The sequence below is a fragment of the Eubacteriales bacterium genome, assembly GCA_041390245.1.
Taxonomy (GTDB): Bacteria; Bacillota; Clostridia; order Christensenellales; family JAWKQI01; genus JAWKQI01.
On sequence record JAWKQI010000001.1, the window covers coordinates 498,823 to 514,534 of the forward strand.

14 protein-coding genes, 1 tRNA gene and 1 pseudogene are annotated in these 15,712 nt (G+C 36.8%); 9 read left to right on the forward strand and 7 right to left on the reverse strand.

The window, feature by feature from the left end:
- Nucleotides 1–77: 77 nt before the first annotated feature.
- The 3 genes and pseudogenes from R2876_02560 to R2876_02570 form a co-directional block, all read right to left on the reverse strand.
- Nucleotides 78–1,165, reverse strand: a pseudogene (locus tag R2876_02560) (nitronate monooxygenase family protein).
- A 287-nt stretch (nt 1,166–1,452) separates the two neighbouring features.
- Complete coding sequence (locus R2876_02565; GenBank protein MEZ4357500.1) at nt 1,453–1,938, reverse strand: ferritin family protein; 486 nt, start codon at nt 1,936–1,938, stop codon at nt 1,453–1,455.
- Between the two features lie 513 nt (nt 1,939–2,451).
- Nucleotides 2,452–2,527 (reverse strand) — tRNA-Ala (locus R2876_02570).
- 113 nt (nt 2,528–2,640) lie between these two features.
- Here R2876_02570 and R2876_02575 point away from each other — a divergent pair.
- From R2876_02575 to pepF, 5 genes are all read left to right on the forward strand, one after another.
- Complete coding sequence (locus R2876_02575; GenBank protein ID MEZ4357501.1) at nt 2,641–3,117, forward strand: QueT transporter family protein; 477 nt, start codon at nt 2,641–2,643, stop codon at nt 3,115–3,117.
- Between the two features lie 6 nt (nt 3,118–3,123).
- Nucleotides 3,124–3,720 carry a TIGR00730 family Rossman fold protein gene (locus R2876_02580; protein ID MEZ4357502.1) on the forward strand — a complete coding sequence of 199 codons (597 nt, stop codon included), beginning with the start codon at nt 3,124–3,126 and terminating at the stop codon, nt 3,718–3,720.
- 14 nt (nt 3,721–3,734) lie between these two features.
- On the forward strand, nt 3,735–4,004 hold the full coding sequence (locus R2876_02585; protein MEZ4357503.1) for an ACT domain-containing protein: 270 nt from the start codon (nt 3,735–3,737) through the stop codon (nt 4,002–4,004).
- A 19-nt stretch (nt 4,005–4,023) separates the two neighbouring features.
- Entirely contained in the window at nt 4,024–5,367 is a 1,344-nt protein-coding gene (locus tag R2876_02590; protein ID MEZ4357504.1) for a PFL family protein, read from the forward strand.
- 73 nt (nt 5,368–5,440) lie between these two features.
- Complete coding sequence (gene pepF / locus R2876_02595; protein MEZ4357505.1) at nt 5,441–7,249, forward strand: oligoendopeptidase F; 1,809 nt, start codon at nt 5,441–5,443, stop codon at nt 7,247–7,249.
- A gap of 119 nt (nt 7,250–7,368) precedes the next feature.
- Here the strand turns inward: pepF and R2876_02600 are convergent, their stop codons facing one another.
- Entirely contained in the window at nt 7,369–7,752 is a 384-nt protein-coding gene (locus R2876_02600; protein MEZ4357506.1) for a DUF1540 domain-containing protein, read from the reverse strand.
- The gene (locus R2876_02605) at nt 7,752–7,919 is read right to left on the reverse strand and encodes a DUF1540 domain-containing protein (protein MEZ4357507.1); all 168 of its coding nucleotides are present in this window, start codon (nt 7,917–7,919) and stop codon (nt 7,752–7,754) included. Before R2876_02605 ends, R2876_02600 begins: the two co-directional genes overlap by 1 nt.
- Before the next feature lie 111 nt (nt 7,920–8,030).
- Between R2876_02605 and R2876_02610 the strand changes: the two genes are divergently transcribed.
- Nucleotides 8,031–8,549 carry a DNA-deoxyinosine glycosylase gene (locus R2876_02610; protein ID MEZ4357508.1) on the forward strand — a complete coding sequence of 173 codons (519 nt, stop codon included), beginning with the start codon at nt 8,031–8,033 and terminating at the stop codon, nt 8,547–8,549.
- A gap of 21 nt (nt 8,550–8,570) precedes the next feature.
- On the opposite strand, the gene leuS is transcribed toward R2876_02610, so the two are convergent.
- Complete coding sequence (gene leuS, locus R2876_02615) at nt 8,571–11,021, reverse strand: leucine--tRNA ligase (protein ID MEZ4357509.1); 2,451 nt, start codon at nt 11,019–11,021, stop codon at nt 8,571–8,573.
- A 589-nt stretch (nt 11,022–11,610) separates the two neighbouring features.
- On the opposite strand from leuS, the gene R2876_02620 reads away from it, so the two are divergent.
- The 3 genes from R2876_02620 to R2876_02630 all read left to right on the forward strand — a co-directional run bounded on the left by R2876_02620 (nt 11,611) and on the right by R2876_02630 (nt 14,206).
- Entirely contained in the window at nt 11,611–12,837 is a 1,227-nt protein-coding gene (locus R2876_02620) for an HAD family hydrolase (GenBank protein MEZ4357510.1), read from the forward strand.
- Nucleotides 12,838–12,920: 83 nt separating this feature from the next.
- The gene (locus R2876_02625) at nt 12,921–14,003 is read left to right on the forward strand and encodes a phosphodiester glycosidase family protein (protein ID MEZ4357511.1); all 1,083 of its coding nucleotides are present in this window, start codon (nt 12,921–12,923) and stop codon (nt 14,001–14,003) included.
- 11 nt (nt 14,004–14,014) lie between these two features.
- Complete coding sequence (locus tag R2876_02630) at nt 14,015–14,206, forward strand: hypothetical protein (protein ID MEZ4357512.1); 192 nt, start codon at nt 14,015–14,017, stop codon at nt 14,204–14,206.
- A gap of 24 nt (nt 14,207–14,230) precedes the next feature.
- Here R2876_02630 and R2876_02635 read toward each other — a convergent pair whose 3' ends face one another.
- The gene (locus R2876_02635) at nt 14,231–15,595 is read right to left on the reverse strand and encodes an MATE family efflux transporter (protein ID MEZ4357513.1); all 1,365 of its coding nucleotides are present in this window, start codon (nt 15,593–15,595) and stop codon (nt 14,231–14,233) included.
- Between the last annotated feature and the right edge of the window lie 117 nt (nt 15,596–15,712).

Here is a 15,712-nt window from a genome sequence, read left to right on the forward strand (position 1 = left end):
CTAGGCGTATCCATGATATAAAAAGCTCTGGAAACATAGTATTCCCAGAGCTTTTTATTAATATAATTTAAACTCTTTTATTCGTCATCAGTTTTTGCTTCGTTAAACTCATTTTTCAGCGTATCGACCATCTCTTTGACAGATACTATTGAATCTGCCCGATAGGCGTTTTGTCCCGCAAACGCAAAGCCGTTTTTTAAGTTGCCTTTTTTTGCGTTCATAAGCGCCAGCGCGATACAGTAAGGGCTGTCTTTATGTTGGCACGTCTTGATACAATGGTAGGGACAGCTATACGGCTTTTTACTGCCCGCCATAGAGCTCCGCAAAAATTCGTTTATAATGGCACGTCCAGGAAGCCCCACTGGGCTTTTAATGATGCCTATATCTTCAAACTTTGCATCAATATAGCTCTTTTTAAAAGCCTCGGAAGCATCACATTCCAGTGTGGTTACAAAGCGTGTCCCCATTTGTACGCCATCAGCGCCTTGCTTTATTATGTTATATATATCTTTTCCAGTATAGATTCCCCCTGCGGCTATAACCGGTATCTTCTTGCCGCTCTGCTCTCCGGTAGCCTGTGCCTCTTTTATAACATCGGAGACAAGATTCTCCAAAGCATAATCAGAATCATCGATCTGTTCAGGCTTAAACCCTAAATGCCCACCCGCCTTCGGTCCTTCAACAACAAATGCGTCGGGAACGTAATTATAGTCACTTATCCATTTACGCGTTATGATCCTTGCTGCCTTGCCTGAAGACACTATTGGAACAAGCTTCGTCTTTTTGCTTCCTTTCAAAAAGCCAGGCAGGTTTATCGGAAGCCCTGCGCCGGAAAATATAACATCTATCTTTTCATCGATCGCCGTTTTTACCATGTCTGAAAAGTTTGAAAGCGCAACCATGATGTTTACACCAATGATACCTTTTTTTGAAATGCTTCTCGCGGTTCTTATCTGCTCAATGAGCGCCCTGATATTGGACTGCTCAAAATTCTTTCTAAAATCTTTCTCATGCATTCCAATACCAGCGGTTGCGATGACACCAATTCCCCCTGGTTTGCAACAGCTGCTGCAAGGCCGGACAGCGATATCCCTACACCCATGCCTCCTTGTATGATTGGTAGCTTTGCTTTTAAATTACCTATAATAAGGTCTTTCATCTTTATAGTCACAAATCTTTCTTCCTTGTCTTGTTTATTTAGTAATCAAAATTTATCTAAAAAGTATTACTAGCTTTTCATTTCAGCATAGCATACTCCAGTACTTAAGGATATAGTTTACTGTGGTATTTATTAAAAAATTAACAATCTCGGGAAAAGATCTTTGAAAACGTACAAGTTGGGCAAATTTAATCATTTATCATATGCTATAAGTCATAAAATCGTTCTAGTACTATATGAATACTCCTATTATCTCGTTTTATTTTATCTATCTTAACGCCCTTAGAATTATATTAATATTCCCCTCTAATACCAAATTCCGCGCTTTCAACCCAATCTTCAGTGTGACGTAACATTAAGACTAACTCATAAATAATTTCATAATGCTTCGTTTCTTGTTTGATTAGATATGAAAACAATGTTTTTTCAGGTTCATCAATTGCTTTAGATAAAAAGTCTGTATATAGATCAATGCTTTCTTTTTCTTTTTCCAAGACCATTCTGTAAAAATCCAACTGACTGGGTATTTTTTTTATTTCACTTTTGAAGTTATCGATATCCTTAAATACATTTTTAATGTTTAATTGCATGTCTGAATCAGTTAATTCATATGGAAGGTTACCAAGCCTGTTTTTTAGTATCCGGGCGTGATTATTCTCATCCTTTGCCAGCATAGAACAAACTACATATAAACTATTATTCCTATTTATTTCTGCTTGTTTCGTATAATATTTTTCCGCATCAATTTCCATATTAATTGCATATTCCAAAATGTTCATAATATACCCCCTATCTGAAAATCCGTAAATCTTTTGTCACTCAAATTTTCCATAAAATTTCGTTTACGTGGTTGATTTAGTCAAAACGATAATCGAGATAATAATCTTAAAAACCCATTACTATAGAATAACAATGAACTTAAGGCAAATCACTCATGGCAAATCACTCATATATAATTTCAATATTAATGCTAAAATCAGTATCTATATAAAATGGTGATATGATGTAATAAGATATAATGCTATATTTACGTTCTAAACAAGCTCAATTTCATATTCCTTCTAAAATGAAAGAAAGACATGTTTTTCATATGAGCTTATCCGATTTAATATGACGAATGATCTCAAGTTCGGTTAATTTTAGAATAAGGCTTGTTTTTCATGAGATCAATTATGCTTTGTAATGATTATGGTATATGCAACTATGTCTTATTTTACAATATTAATTAAAAAAATACAATCGACAAAAGATGCATCATTAATGATGCATCTTTATTATTTAAGTATTTGATTTGGTGGAGCATAGCGGATTCGAACCGCTGGCCTTCGCATTGCGAACGCGACGCTCTACCAGCTGAGCCAATGCCCCAAATTACTTTGTTAATTATACAACTAAATTTTTTCAACTTCAATACCTTTTAAATGTACTTGATTTAAAAATTATGCTATACTTTTATATATATTTTTATCAGGAGATTTTAAATGAGGACTTCAAAAATCAGGTACATCTGTGAGGCTGGTATAATCGCAGCACTTTATTTTGCAATAACAGTTTTATTAGCACCCATAAGCTATGGTGCTATACAAGTTCGTATATCAGAAGCACTCTGTGTGCTTCCGTTCTTTACTCCAAGCGCAGTACCCGGCTTGTTCATCGGGTGCGCTATAGCAAATGTATTCGGGGGTAACGGTTTAGTTGATGTAATAGTCGGTTCTTTATCGACTTTACTTGCGGCTTGGCTTACATATAAGATAAAGAACAAATATTTGGCACCTCTGCCGGCAGTAGTAGTAAATGCCATAACGATATCAGTAATGCTTCACTATCTTATAAATGTCCCCGTTTTAGAAACTATGGGTTATATCGCATTGGGGCAAACTATTTCCTGCTATATAATCGGTTTGCCTCTACTGCTTTTACTAAAAAAATATGAAAAGCATATATTCTTGCTTAATTAAAAAATTATGAAAAAAGTTTGTATTTTTGCCAGTGCTCTTGACACTGAAAATGAAGTTTATAACAAAAACGCTTTTGAACTCGGCGCAAAGCTTGCTGAAAACGGCATGGTTATGGTATTTGGTGCAGGAGGTACTGGCCTTATGGGGCAGTGTGCAAAAGGAATTAAAAGCGCAGGCGGCAAATTGATTGGCGTAATACCAGAATTTTTAATTGCACCCGGCGTTTGTTATAATGATATAGATAAAACAATCGTCACAAAAACAATTGATGAAAGAAAACAGATAATGGAGGATATGTCTGATGCGTTTATAGCACTTCCGGGAGGTTTCGGCACATTTGAAGAACTTTTGGAAGTCATAACTTTAAAACTTTTGTGCAGACATGGAAAACCAATAGTTATTTTAAACTCCGGCGGCTACTATAACAAATTAAAAGAGGCATTTACGTATATATTTGAAGAAAAGTTTGCCGATATTTCTTTTAAAGATACATTCTACTTTGCGCCAGATGCCGCCTCAGTTATATCATATATACTAGATTATAAAGAAAAATCATTATTTAAAATGCGTAGTAAATGTTTAAATAACAATTTAGTTCAATAAAAGGAGAGAATTTTATGAGAGCCATCGTTACTGTTTTAGGTACTGATAAAGCCGGAATTATAGCTAATGTTTCAGATACGCTTTTTAAATCTAACGTAAATATACTAGATATAAGCCAAACTATTCTAGAAGAATATTTTGCAATGATTATGTTAGTCGACTTAACTGAACTTAATATATCTTTTGAATCGCTTAAAGAACAACTTAAAACTCTAGGCGAAAAAATCGGTGTTCAAATCAGGATTCAGCGTGAAGAGATCTTTAACGCAATGCATAGAATATAGTTGAGGGGTGAATTCTTTGATTAATAAACATGAAATCATTGAAACCATAAACATGATAGAATCCGAGCATTTAGACGTTCGGACTATTACTATGGGTATTTCGCTTATAGATTGTATCACTTCGGATGCGAAAACAACGTGCGATAATATAAAAAATAAAATTTGCACCCTGGCAAAAGACCTTGTAAAAACAGGAGAAGACATAGAAAGCGAATTCGGCATACCAATCATACATAAAAGGCTGGCAGTAACCCCAATTTCCTTAATTGCAAGCGCAACTGATGCAAGCAATTACACTATGTTCGCGCAGGCATTAAACGAAGCAGCCAAAGAAACCGGTGTATATTTCATCGGCGGGTTTAGCGCCTTAGTAGAGAACGGCTTGACAAAAGGCGATGAAAAACTTATATCCTCTATTCCAGAAGCGCTTTCTTCAACGGATTTAGTTTGTTCATCAATTAACATCGGGACAACGCGCTCCGGTATCAATATGGATGCAGTTAAGATTATGGGAAACATAATACTTGAAACTGCAAAGAAGGACTTAACCGGTTGTGCCAAACTGGTCGTATTTTGCAATGCAGTCAACGACAACCCGTTTATGGCGGGCGCTTTTCATGGCGTAGGCGAAGGTGAAAGCGTCATAAATGTCGGCGTATCCGGCCCCGGTGTTGTTAAAGCAGCTCTTGAAAAAGTAAAAGGCGAAAGTTTTGACGTCGTTGCAGATACCATTAAAAAAACAGCATTTAAAATAACGCGCATAGGCCAGCTAGTAGCACAGACTGCTGCAAGCAGGCTAAACACGCGTTTTGGCATAGTAGATTTATCCCTGGCACCAACCCCGGCAAGAGGAGACAGTGTTGCTTACATACTTGAGGAGATGGGGCTTTCATCCTGCGGTTCGCATGGAACAACGGCAGCTCTTGCCATATTAAACGATGCCGTTAAAAAAGGCGGTGTAATGGCTTCTTCTCACGTAGGCGGTTTATCGGGTGCTTTTATACCCGTAAGTGAAGATGCAGGAATGATAGAAGCGGCAGAAAAAGGCACTATAACATTAGAAAAACTCGAGGCCATGACATGCGTTTGCTCCGTCGGCCTTGATATGATAGCATTGCCCGGCGATATACCAGCAGAAGTTATCTCTGCAATAATAGCAGATGAAGCTGCTATAGGAATGATAAATAATAAGACTACTGCAGTAAGGGTAATCCCTGCTATAGGCAAAAAAGTTGGCGATTTTGTAGAGTTTGGTGGGCTTCTCGGCCGTGCGCCCGTTATGCCGTATAATTTAAGCTCGCCTGCTGAATTTATAAAAAGAGGCGGCCATATACCGCCGCCGATACATAGCCTTAAAAACTAATTTGCTTATATTTTCTTTGATTTTAATAAATACTAATCAATATACTTTTTAGAAACGGAGTTAGAAATTTCTTATGCAAGAACAAGTTATGCGAAAAGATGTAGATAAAAAATATAAATGGTCACTTGAAGACATCTATCCTTCTGTCGATAAATTTAAAAGCGATTTAGAGCTTTTAAAAAATTCTATACCTTCTGTTGGCAAACTCAAAGATACGATGCTAAATAGCGCAAATGACCTGCTAGCAGCATTAAGCAAAATAGATGAACTATCGCTTTTAGCCGAGCGATTATATACCTATTCCAAAATGAAAAGGGACGAAGATAATACAGATCCTAAATTCCAGGCTCTTACAGATCAGGCATACTCTACATATGTCAAACTATCCGGAGCTGCTTCTTTTATCAATCCAACTCTTTTGTCTGCCGATGAAAAGCTTCTTTTATCTTATTTGGAAGAGAATAGCGAACTCAAAGAAAAACACGATTTTTATATCCTGGATTTGATAAGGCGAAAAAAGCATGTACTTTCAGATAAAGAAGAACTCCTGCTTTCAAAAAGCGCAGATTTTTCTTCCGGAGCAAGAGATATTTTTACAATGCTCAATAACGCCGATTTAAGCTTTGGCAGCATCACAGATGACAAGGGCGAAGAAATTGAATTAACTCACGGGCGTTTTATAACCTTAATGCATTCTTCTAATAGGTTTATACGCAAAAATACCTTTGAAACGTATTATAAGACATTTGAAAAATTTAAAAATACACTCGCAACCACATACGCGACAAGCGTTAAAAAAGATGTGTTTTATGCGCAGGCAAAAAACTTTAATTCTGCAATAGAACGCTCTTTGTTTTCAGATAACGTTCCCGTATCACTATACGACCGGTTGATTTCGATAATACATAAAAACTTGCCGGCAATGTATAAGTATATCTCTTTAAGAAAGGAAATTTTAAGCGTTCCAGCCCTTCATATGTACGACGTATATGCCCCGCTTGTTAAAACCCCTGAAACAAAATTCAGCTATGAGCAGTCCTGTAAAATGGTTGTTGAAGGGTTATCTATTTTAGGAGATGAATACTTGTCTACATTAAACGGTGCGTTTAAAGAGGGCTGGATAGATGTAGTTGAAACAAAAGGCAAAACTTCCGGCGCATATTCGTGGGGTGTTTACGGAGTACATCCGTTCGTTCTTCTAAACCATAGAGACGACCTAGACAGCGTATTTACAATAGCACATGAAATGGGGCACGCGATGCACTCTTTTTACTCCAATAAAACACAAGCGTATCCAAAGAGCGGCTATACAATTTTTGTGGCCGAGGTAGCGTCTACGGTAAACGAAATATTGTTGACGCTTCATCTTTTAAAGACAGTTAAAGACTTAAACTTTAAAAAATACATTTTAAACCATTACTTAGATCAGTTCAGGACTACGGTATTCAGGCAAGTTATGTTTGCAGAATTTGAAAAGATATCTCATAAAATGAGCGAACTGGGCACCCCGCTTACAGCAGATTCCCTAAGCAGCGCATATGGCGAATTAAATGCCAAATACTATGGCAGCGAAGTAACAAACGACGAACAGATAAAGCTAGAGTGGTCCCGTATTCCGCATTTTTATAATGCATTTTATGTGTATAAATATGCAACAGGTTTTTCAAGTGCCGTATCAATAGTAGAAAATCTTCTTACAAGAGGTGAAAAGGCAAGAAACCAGTATATAGATTTTTTAAAGAGCGGTGGATCAGATTATCCTTTGAACCAGCTTAAAAAAGCGGGAATAGATCTATCTTCCGGTGCTCCAATAGAGATATGTATGAATGTTTTCAGTAAAACTATAGATGAGTTTAAAAATATACTAAATATAAATTCTTAAAAAATATTTTAAAAGGAGCCGCAGACCAATTGGCCTGTGGCTCCTTTTTATAAATAGTTTTTTAAATGCCCGGCCGCTTGCTTACCATGTGCACTTTGCTGGCCCTATTTATCAATTTTCTATTCTTGTGTATCATTTCCTGTCATAAACGTCATACAATTACAGCGTTTGTTCCTAGGCAAACGTATCATAACCGTCCTTGCTCTGCATATAAAATTATTGTTGTAATTACAGTTTTGAGCATCACATAAGATTTGCGGCGCAGCTCTGTCCGTATTTAAATCAGCCATCTCAACATGAGGTTCCAGCCTAGCCGGATCAAGCCACGTATCTGAATGTGTATCTTCAGGGTTAGTGCGTTTTCCTTTTCTATATGTTTCGCAATTAGTCTTATATTCGTTAACTGTATCGCCTCCGGAAACCCTTATATGCGTTGCTGTACAACGTTCATAATAGTTATGTATACAATTAGTAGCACTACAGTGCAACGTAGGTAATGGCATTATTTTCCCTTTTCAAAACTTGCGCACATGCTTTGTTCTGCCGAATCAACATTTGGTGCATCCGCACAGGAAGAAACCTGTATCGTGTCTAGATTGCAGACAGAACCTTTCACATTATATTTACACGTATCAACCGAGCACGTAATAGGATTTTTTCTGTCACTCATATTAAAAAGCCTCCTTTTAAAAAACTACAAGATTATTTTTCCACGTTAAACTTCAAATATGCTATAATAAAATACACAAAAATTTGTTATAAAAGAAAATAAATTTAATTTATGAAAAACTATGAAAAAATTAATTGCAATCCGCCTATTATAGACAGTACTTCAAAAATTTTGATATTAGGGAGTATGCCCAGTGTAAAATCTATAGAGAAAAGAGAATACTATGCAAACCCTCTAAACAGGTTTTGGAAAGTGATCTTTTCCCTATTCGATGAAGAGTTAACTTTAGACTATGATAAAAAAATAGATTTTTTACACAAGAACCATATCGCTTTATTCGACGTTATAAATTCTTGTTTAAGGAACGGAAGCCTTGACCTAAATATACGTGAATATGAACTAAATGATATTTTGGGGCTTTTAAAAAGCTATCCCGCTATTTCCTTAATAGTTTTAAACGGCTCCACCGCTGCCAAACTATTTGAAAAAAATTTTAAAGATAAGGTAAGTATCCCCTATATAAAACTTCCTTCAACAAGCCCGATACCAAGAAAGGATATAAGAAATTTTAAAGATCTATATAATAGATGGATAGTTTTAAAAAACTATATAAAAAAACAGGCTAATTAGCCTGTTTTTATTTCATATCTTTTAAGCTACTACTACGTTTACTAATCTTCCCGGAACGATAATTACTTTTCGTATTTCTTTTCCGCCTAAATACTGTTTGAAATCTTCATTTCCGCGTACGTATTTATCTATTTCCTCACGTGTAGCATCCGAATTTATATCAAATGTCTGCCTAACTTTACCGTTAACCTGAAATGCCATATTTATAGTGTCTTTTTTAAGTGCATCTTCACTGTATTTCGGGAACCTCTGGTTAAACACCGAATAAGGTTTTCCTGTTTTCTCCCAAAGCTCTTCTGCAAAATGCGGTGCAAAAGGCGCTAAAATCAAAATCAGTTTAGATGTCGCTTGTAACAACAGTTCAGCGTTTATCTTACTCTCATCTTCTGCATATTTATACATTGAGTTTACGAGTTCCATTATGCGGGCTATTGCCGTGTTGAATGAAAACGTCTCTATATCTTCTGAAACCTTCTTAATTGCGTAATTTAAAACGTAATTGAGTTCTTTATCCTCTTTTGTGTAAGGCTTCTCTGCCGGCCTTAAATCTTTAAAGCGGACAACGAATCTTTCAACTCTTTCTAAAAACCTGTTTATAGCCTTTATTCCATCGTCGTTCCAGGGGCCGCCCTCTATATAAGAAAACCCAAACCCTAAATACATTCGGAGCACGTCCGACCCATACTGGCTTATATATTTATCCGGAGAAATGACATTTCCCCTTGACTTGCTCATCTTTTCGCCGTCTGGCCCCAGTATTACTCCCTGATGTATCAATCGTAAAAACGGCTCCTCAAAATTCAAGTATCCCATGTCGTAAAATGCCTTTGTGAAAAATCTTGCATAAAGCAGGTGCATACATGCGTGCTCTACGCCGCCAACATATACGTCTACCGGAAGCATTTTGTTTATTATTTCAGGATTAAAAGCCATCTTGTCGTTTTTATTATCAGGATATCTTAAAAAGTACCACGAAGAACAGACGAATGTATCCATAGTATCCGGGTCCCTTTTTGCCTTACCTCCGCATATAGGGCAAGTGGTGTTCATAAATCCTTCGTGTTTTAAAAGCGGTGAATCACCGTGCGGCGAAAAATCAACGTCGTATGGAAGCGTTACCGGCAGCTGGTCTTCCGGTATTGGGACTTCCCCGCACTTTTCACAATAGACTATTGGTATCGGAGCTCCCCAGTAACGCTGGCGGGAAATCAGCCAATCCCTTAAACGATAGTTTATCTTTGCTTCGCCGGAGCCGGTTTTCTGAAGCAGCTTTATCATCTCTTCCTTGGCCTTTTCAACGGTTTGCCCGTCAAGCTCTCCGCTGTTTACCAAAACCCCATATCCTACATAAGGAAGAGTATCGTCTTCATCTGGTTCTTTAGCTTTTATAACCCTCTCTATCGGAAGGCCGTATTTTGTTGCAAATTCAAAGTCCCTTTCATCATGAGCAGGAACTGCCATAACACATCCGGTACCGTATGTGTTTAAAACATAGTCTGCAATCCAAATAGGAACCTTGCGTCCATTTATAGGGTTAATAGCATAAGACCCCGTAAATACGCCCGTTTTTTCCCTCGTAGTAGACAATCTGTCTATTTCTGTCGCTTTAGCAGCATCATCTATATACTTATTAACTGCATCGCGGCATTCGTCCGTCGTTATTTTATCGACAAGTTCATTTTCAGGAGCTAATACAACGTAAGTACATCCGAACAATGTATCTACACGGGTAGTAAACACTGTAAAATCACCGCCGCCTACAATTTTAAACTTAACCTGTGCGCCAACGGACTTGCCTATCCAGTTCCTCTGCATTAACTTTGTTTTTTCAGGCCAGTCTATCTTATTAAGGCCTTCAAGCAGCCTATCTGCGTAATCCGTTATCTTAAAGAACCACTGCGTTAAGTTTTTTCTTATTACCGTTGTTCCGCAGCGTTCGCATCCGCCGTCTTGTACCTGCTCGTTTGCAAGTACCGTATTGCATTTAGGACACCAGTTTACCGGAGATTTCTTTCTGTAAGCAAGGCCCTTTTCATAGAGCTTTAAAAAGAACCACTGCGTCCACCTGTAATAATCCGGCATGCAGGTTTTTATTTCATAGTCCCAATTAAACGTAGCGCCCATCTCTTTTAACTGGCGCTCCATCGTCTCTATATTTTTTATAGTGGAATCATAAGGGTGTATTCCGGTTTTTATAGCATAATTTTCCGCCGGAAGCCCAAATGCGTCAAACCCCATCGGGTGAAAGACATTTTTTCCGCTCATACGTACAAACCGTGCATAGGTGTCTGTTAAACCATAATTATACCAATGCCCGATATGTAAATTAGCTCCGGACGGATATGAAAACATTTCAAGGATATACTGTTTGTTTTCCATATTATTTCTGTCAAATTTATATATCTGTGTTTCATCCCATTTTTTCTGCCATTTTTTCTCTACAGCTAGCAAATCCACTTTAAAATTCTCCATTTTTTCTTTTTTTCAATAATTAAGAATATATACTAATTACTGATAAAAGTCAATTATATACCACTTATGTTAAGCGGTATTTTGCTCTGCTATAAAGCTAATAAATCCTTAAACGTTGCTTTCATAATTTCAAAGTTATATAATAATTTAAGGTTTTAAAAACTTCTCAGGCAAGGGGGTTTTTATGGGAGAGTTAAACTCACATAACTACCTAAATTTAATCAACAACTGTTTTTATGGGTATGACTATAATAAAAGCAGCTTGGTATTTATTATAATCCGGCTATTAATATCATTTTTAATTCTTTTAATCTGTTTAATTTTAAATATACCAACTGATTTAAAACTAATTTTACTTTTATTAGCTTACCTTATCTGTGGTTTTGATATTCTTTTTAGTTCAATAAAAGGTTTAATTAAAGGGCAATTTTTTAATGAAAGCCTAATTATATCTGCTGCCACATTATGTGCTTTTATTGTCGGTAGCTATTTTGAAGCAGCCTCTGGCATGCTGCTTTTTAATCTTGGGCTGTTATTAAGAGCCCTAATTACTAAAAGATTTAAAAAACAAACTAAAATTTATTCCAATTTGACTGAAACAAATCTAAAGGATTTTATCGACAACACATCTTTTAATAAGTCTAAAAACGAAATCCGGGTAACCCGTTTTTCAAAGATATATATGCTTACAGTAATAGCGGGTGCGGTATTAATAGCACTTTTACCCTATATAATTGGAAGGCCTAAAGATTTCCCTTTGTTTATAGATAGGGCAGTTATACTGTTAGCTGTTTCTTTTCCGGCTGCACTTTTGTATTCTGTTAAAAGCAGCTATTATTCCGGTATGATAGCTGCTTTTGAAAACGGCATTATCCTTAAAGGAACCAAATACTTAGACACTTTTAATAATATCGGAGCAGCCGCCTTCGATTATTCAAGTACAATAACGACTAAAAGGCTTGTTTTAAAAGATGTAATACTTAAAAACGGGTACTCAAGAGAAGAAGTGTTATATTTTGTATCAGCTATTGAAAGCCTGGAAAAAGGCCGCATAGCGGATACCATATCATCCGCTTATTCTGGGAGAATAGCTAAAGCTTTAAATATAAAGAAGTTGCCCTCTCTCGGGCTTATTGCCGATGTGGACGGTAAAGATGTTGCCGTTGGGGATATGCGCCTTATGCAAAAATTAAGTATCGAAGTTCCTGATATTAAAGCCGGCGGAATACTTATATACGTTGCAGTAAATGGTATTTTGGCTGGCATCTTAAATATAAAAGACGAAATAAAAAGGCCTTCCGCCGATGCTATCTATGAGTTAAATGATATGGGTATAAAAACCGCAATACTAACCGAAGAAAATATCTTTTCAGCTAATGAGCTTGCAGAACAAACAAGAGTAAGAGAAATCTATTCCGGGATTTTTCCCGAACAAAAAGCAGGCGTTTTAGAGAGCATATTAAAACAGCGTGATACGTTTGGGAAAATAGCCTATGCCAGCGGAAATGAAGACGATTTAAAAGCTTTAAAACGCGCAGATGTAGGAATATATATAGGAGAATTAAAAGGCACCGCCCTTAATTCTGCCGATGCTGTTATCCTTGATAGTGACCTTAAAAAAATAAAAACTGCAGTAAATATAGCTAATAAAACTATAAACATAGTATGGCAAAATATTTTCATGTCTCTTTTCTTTAAAGCTTTGGTTACACTACTTGGCGTATTTGGCTATATTCCCCTCTTCGCAGCAATACTTTTAGACTCTATCATTGTCGTATTTACAATGCTTATTTCATTTATGGCATCAAAGAATTAGAAAAATATTATTTGCCTAAAGCTTCTATTTATTATAATATTAATTGATATAAACTAATTTAAAATCTAACCGGAGGGCGTTTAATGAACGGCAAGAGAAGAACCCCAAATAGCAGCTACAACATATTCAGCGATGATAACGAAAATACTAAACAAAAGTCATTAAAATATAAGCCAAACGCTAAAAATAAGAAAAAACACATGAGCATACCAAAAATGATAATTACAGATGTTATCGTATTTGGCATAGCTCTTTGTACCTTTGCCTATTTTCATCATGTGCGGCCGCTCAATGCTTCCTCCTCCGGACAAGACTTGCCTAAACCAAGCCCTGCCGTCTCACAAACTGCCGATAACAGTGATAACTCTAATACAGATACTGGCAATGACGAAGACAATACTTTAGAAGAAGGGGATTTCAGCCAAAAGTGGGCGGATAAATTTACTGCCGGGGATCCGGAAATAACCGACAATAGCTATAAAGGCAAGAACGTAAACGTCACAGTAACTAAATATCAAGAAGACGATATAACTTATTATGTTGAAGACATATACGTAAAAAATATAAAATACCTAAAGGCGGCCTTTGCCGGCGGAGAGTATGAGAGAGGCCAAAGCGAGTGGGTACTTGATATGGCAGAAAAAAACGATGCGATATCCGCTATAACAGGAGATTCCTATGGCTTTTTAACAAACGGCGTCGTAGTCAGAAATGGCGTTTTATACCGCGAATCGCTTTTCGAAGATGTATGTAAAATTAATTATGACGGGACTATGGAAACTTACGAAGCAAGCAGTTTTGACCTTGAGAAACTCAAAAGCGAGGGCGCCTGGCAGGTATGGTCCTTTGGCCCGATGCTTCTTGAAAACGAAGAGGCAATGGAAGAATTCAACAGCTCAGTAAACCCTAAAAACCCGCGAAGCGCAATAGGTTACTTTGAACCAGGGCATTATTGTTTCGTATTAGTAGATGGAAGGCAGCCTGGTTACTCTTCGGGTATGTCGCTTAAAGAATTATCAGCGCTATTTAAAGAGCTCGGCTGTAAAACCGCCTATAATCTAGATGGCGGCCAGACAGCTTCCATGACATTTTCAGATTCTTTGGTGAATAGCCCGTATAACGGCGGACGTAAAGCAAGCGATATAATATATATTGCAGATAATTAGGAGAAAAACCCATGTTTAAAAAAGTACTTCCCCATATTTTGATAATCTTGTCTACGATGTTTTTAGTATTTCTGGTAGTAGATATATTTAATGCCCCGATGGCGTTTGTCAATAATAATATAACTAAAACACTTATGTTTATACAGTGCATTTTAGTTATACTATTAAGCATTTTATATATAGCAAAATTAAGAAAAGAGTAAGCTTACACACTTACTCTTTTTTTCTTACTCACCTAATCCAACTTCTTTTATTAACTGCATTTCATTCTTGTCTTTTTGCCTGATTTTAAAGAACAGTATAGCAGCTAAAATGCAAGATACAATGTCTGCAATAGGCTGTGCCCATGCAAGGCCGTCATATCCGAAAACAGTATTTAAAACGATTATCAAAGGTATAAAAGCTAAAGCATCCCTGCAAACCGAGAGGATCGTTGCCGCAATAGCCTTCCCAAAGGCCTGGATAGAAAACATGAAAATAAATAAGAATACCAGCACCGGCAAAGATGATATGTATGCCCTTAAAAATGCTGAACCCAAATCGATAACTTCCTTTGAATCTAAAAATGCCCTTATAAGCGTACCGGATGTTAAGAATATAAAAGCATAACAGACTATGCCAAATACTATCCCGATAACTGAAGAAAATTTTAAAATGCCATTCATCCTAGAATAGTTTTTAGCGGCATAATTATAGCCTACAAACGGCTGTATCCCCTGCCCAAGCCCGATTATTAAAAGTTTCGGCACCTGTGCGATACGGCTTGAAATACCAACTGCTGCAACTATGTTGTCACTGTATGATGCAGCATAGTTATTTAAAATTACATTTGAAACGCAGATAAGAAAAGTATTAAGAGATGCAGAAAACCCTATTTTGAATACATACGAAACTATCTCCCTGCTGGCTTTAAAAAACTTCCTCTCAATAGAAAGGACGGTATTCTTTCCATAAAGGAACCATATATAATATATGACGCTTGAAATATTTCCTATTACTGTTGCAACTGCTGCGCCGGCAACGCCCCATCCTAAATTTAAAATCATTATAGGATCTAATATTATATTAAGTACTGTACCTATGATCATTCCGATCATAGATTGGCGGGCAGCCCCTTCTGCACGTATTATTTGCCCTAAAGTGAATTGCAGCATTACAGCCGGGACCCCTAATGTAAATGCAGTTAAATACCCATCTGCGAAATCATAAGTATTTTGGCTGGTCCCTAAAATTTGCAAAACAAGCGGTTTTACAGTCAAAAGGATTATGGCAAAGGCAATGCCAGTTACAAGTGAGCCGTAAAAACAAAACGCCGATACATTCTTTACTTTTTCATCTTCTTTTAATCCCAGCAAACGCGATATAAGCGTCCCGCCGCCAACGCCGAATATATTTCCTAAAGCCATAATGACATAATAAATTGGAAGGATTAGCGCGACCGCGGCTACCATATTAGGATCATTCGTCTTCCCGACAAAATATGTATCCGCCATATTGTAAACGACAGTAACAAGCATACCCAAAATCGTAGGTGCTGCAAGTGTAAAAATTGCTTTTGGAATTGAATACTCTTCGAAAATCTTTTCTCTCATTAAAAATCTGCCTTTAGTTGTTAAACCTTTAAATATATTATCTTTTTATAATAAAATTGTCAAAAAAATATCCACTTTTAAAGCGGACATTTTTATATGCTCTATCATAAAATTCTA

Excerpts from the sequence above, each read along its gene's own strand:
- R2876_02565 (MEZ4357500.1), bottom strand. The coding sequence starts at position 1,938 with ATGAACATTTTGGAATATGCAATTAATATGGAAATTGATGCGGAAAAA.
- R2876_02600 (MEZ4357506.1), bottom strand. The coding sequence starts at position 7,752 with ATGCCATTACCTACGTTGCACTGTAGTGCTACTAATTGTATACATAAC.
- R2876_02585 (MEZ4357503.1), top strand. The coding sequence starts at position 3,735 with ATGAGAGCCATCGTTACTGTTTTAGGTACTGATAAAGCCGGAATTATA.
- R2876_02610 (MEZ4357508.1), top strand. The coding sequence starts at position 8,031 with ATGAAAAACTATGAAAAAATTAATTGCAATCCGCCTATTATAGACAGT.
- R2876_02635 (MEZ4357513.1), bottom strand. The coding sequence starts at position 15,595 with ATGAGAGAAAAGATTTTCGAAGAGTATTCAATTCCAAAAGCAATTTTT.
- pepF (MEZ4357505.1), top strand. The coding sequence starts at position 5,441 with ATGCAAGAACAAGTTATGCGAAAAGATGTAGATAAAAAATATAAATGG.
- R2876_02580 (MEZ4357502.1), top strand. The coding sequence starts at position 3,124 with ATGAAAAAAGTTTGTATTTTTGCCAGTGCTCTTGACACTGAAAATGAA.
- R2876_02575 (MEZ4357501.1), top strand. The coding sequence starts at position 2,641 with ATGAGGACTTCAAAAATCAGGTACATCTGTGAGGCTGGTATAATCGCA.
- leuS (MEZ4357509.1), bottom strand. The coding sequence starts at position 11,021 with ATGGAGAATTTTAAAGTGGATTTGCTAGCTGTAGAGAAAAAATGGCAG.
- R2876_02605 (MEZ4357507.1), bottom strand. The coding sequence starts at position 7,919 with ATGAGTGACAGAAAAAATCCTATTACGTGCTCGGTTGATACGTGTAAA.
- R2876_02625 (MEZ4357511.1), top strand. The coding sequence starts at position 12,921 with ATGAACGGCAAGAGAAGAACCCCAAATAGCAGCTACAACATATTCAGC.
- R2876_02630 (MEZ4357512.1), top strand. The coding sequence starts at position 14,015 with ATGTTTAAAAAAGTACTTCCCCATATTTTGATAATCTTGTCTACGATG.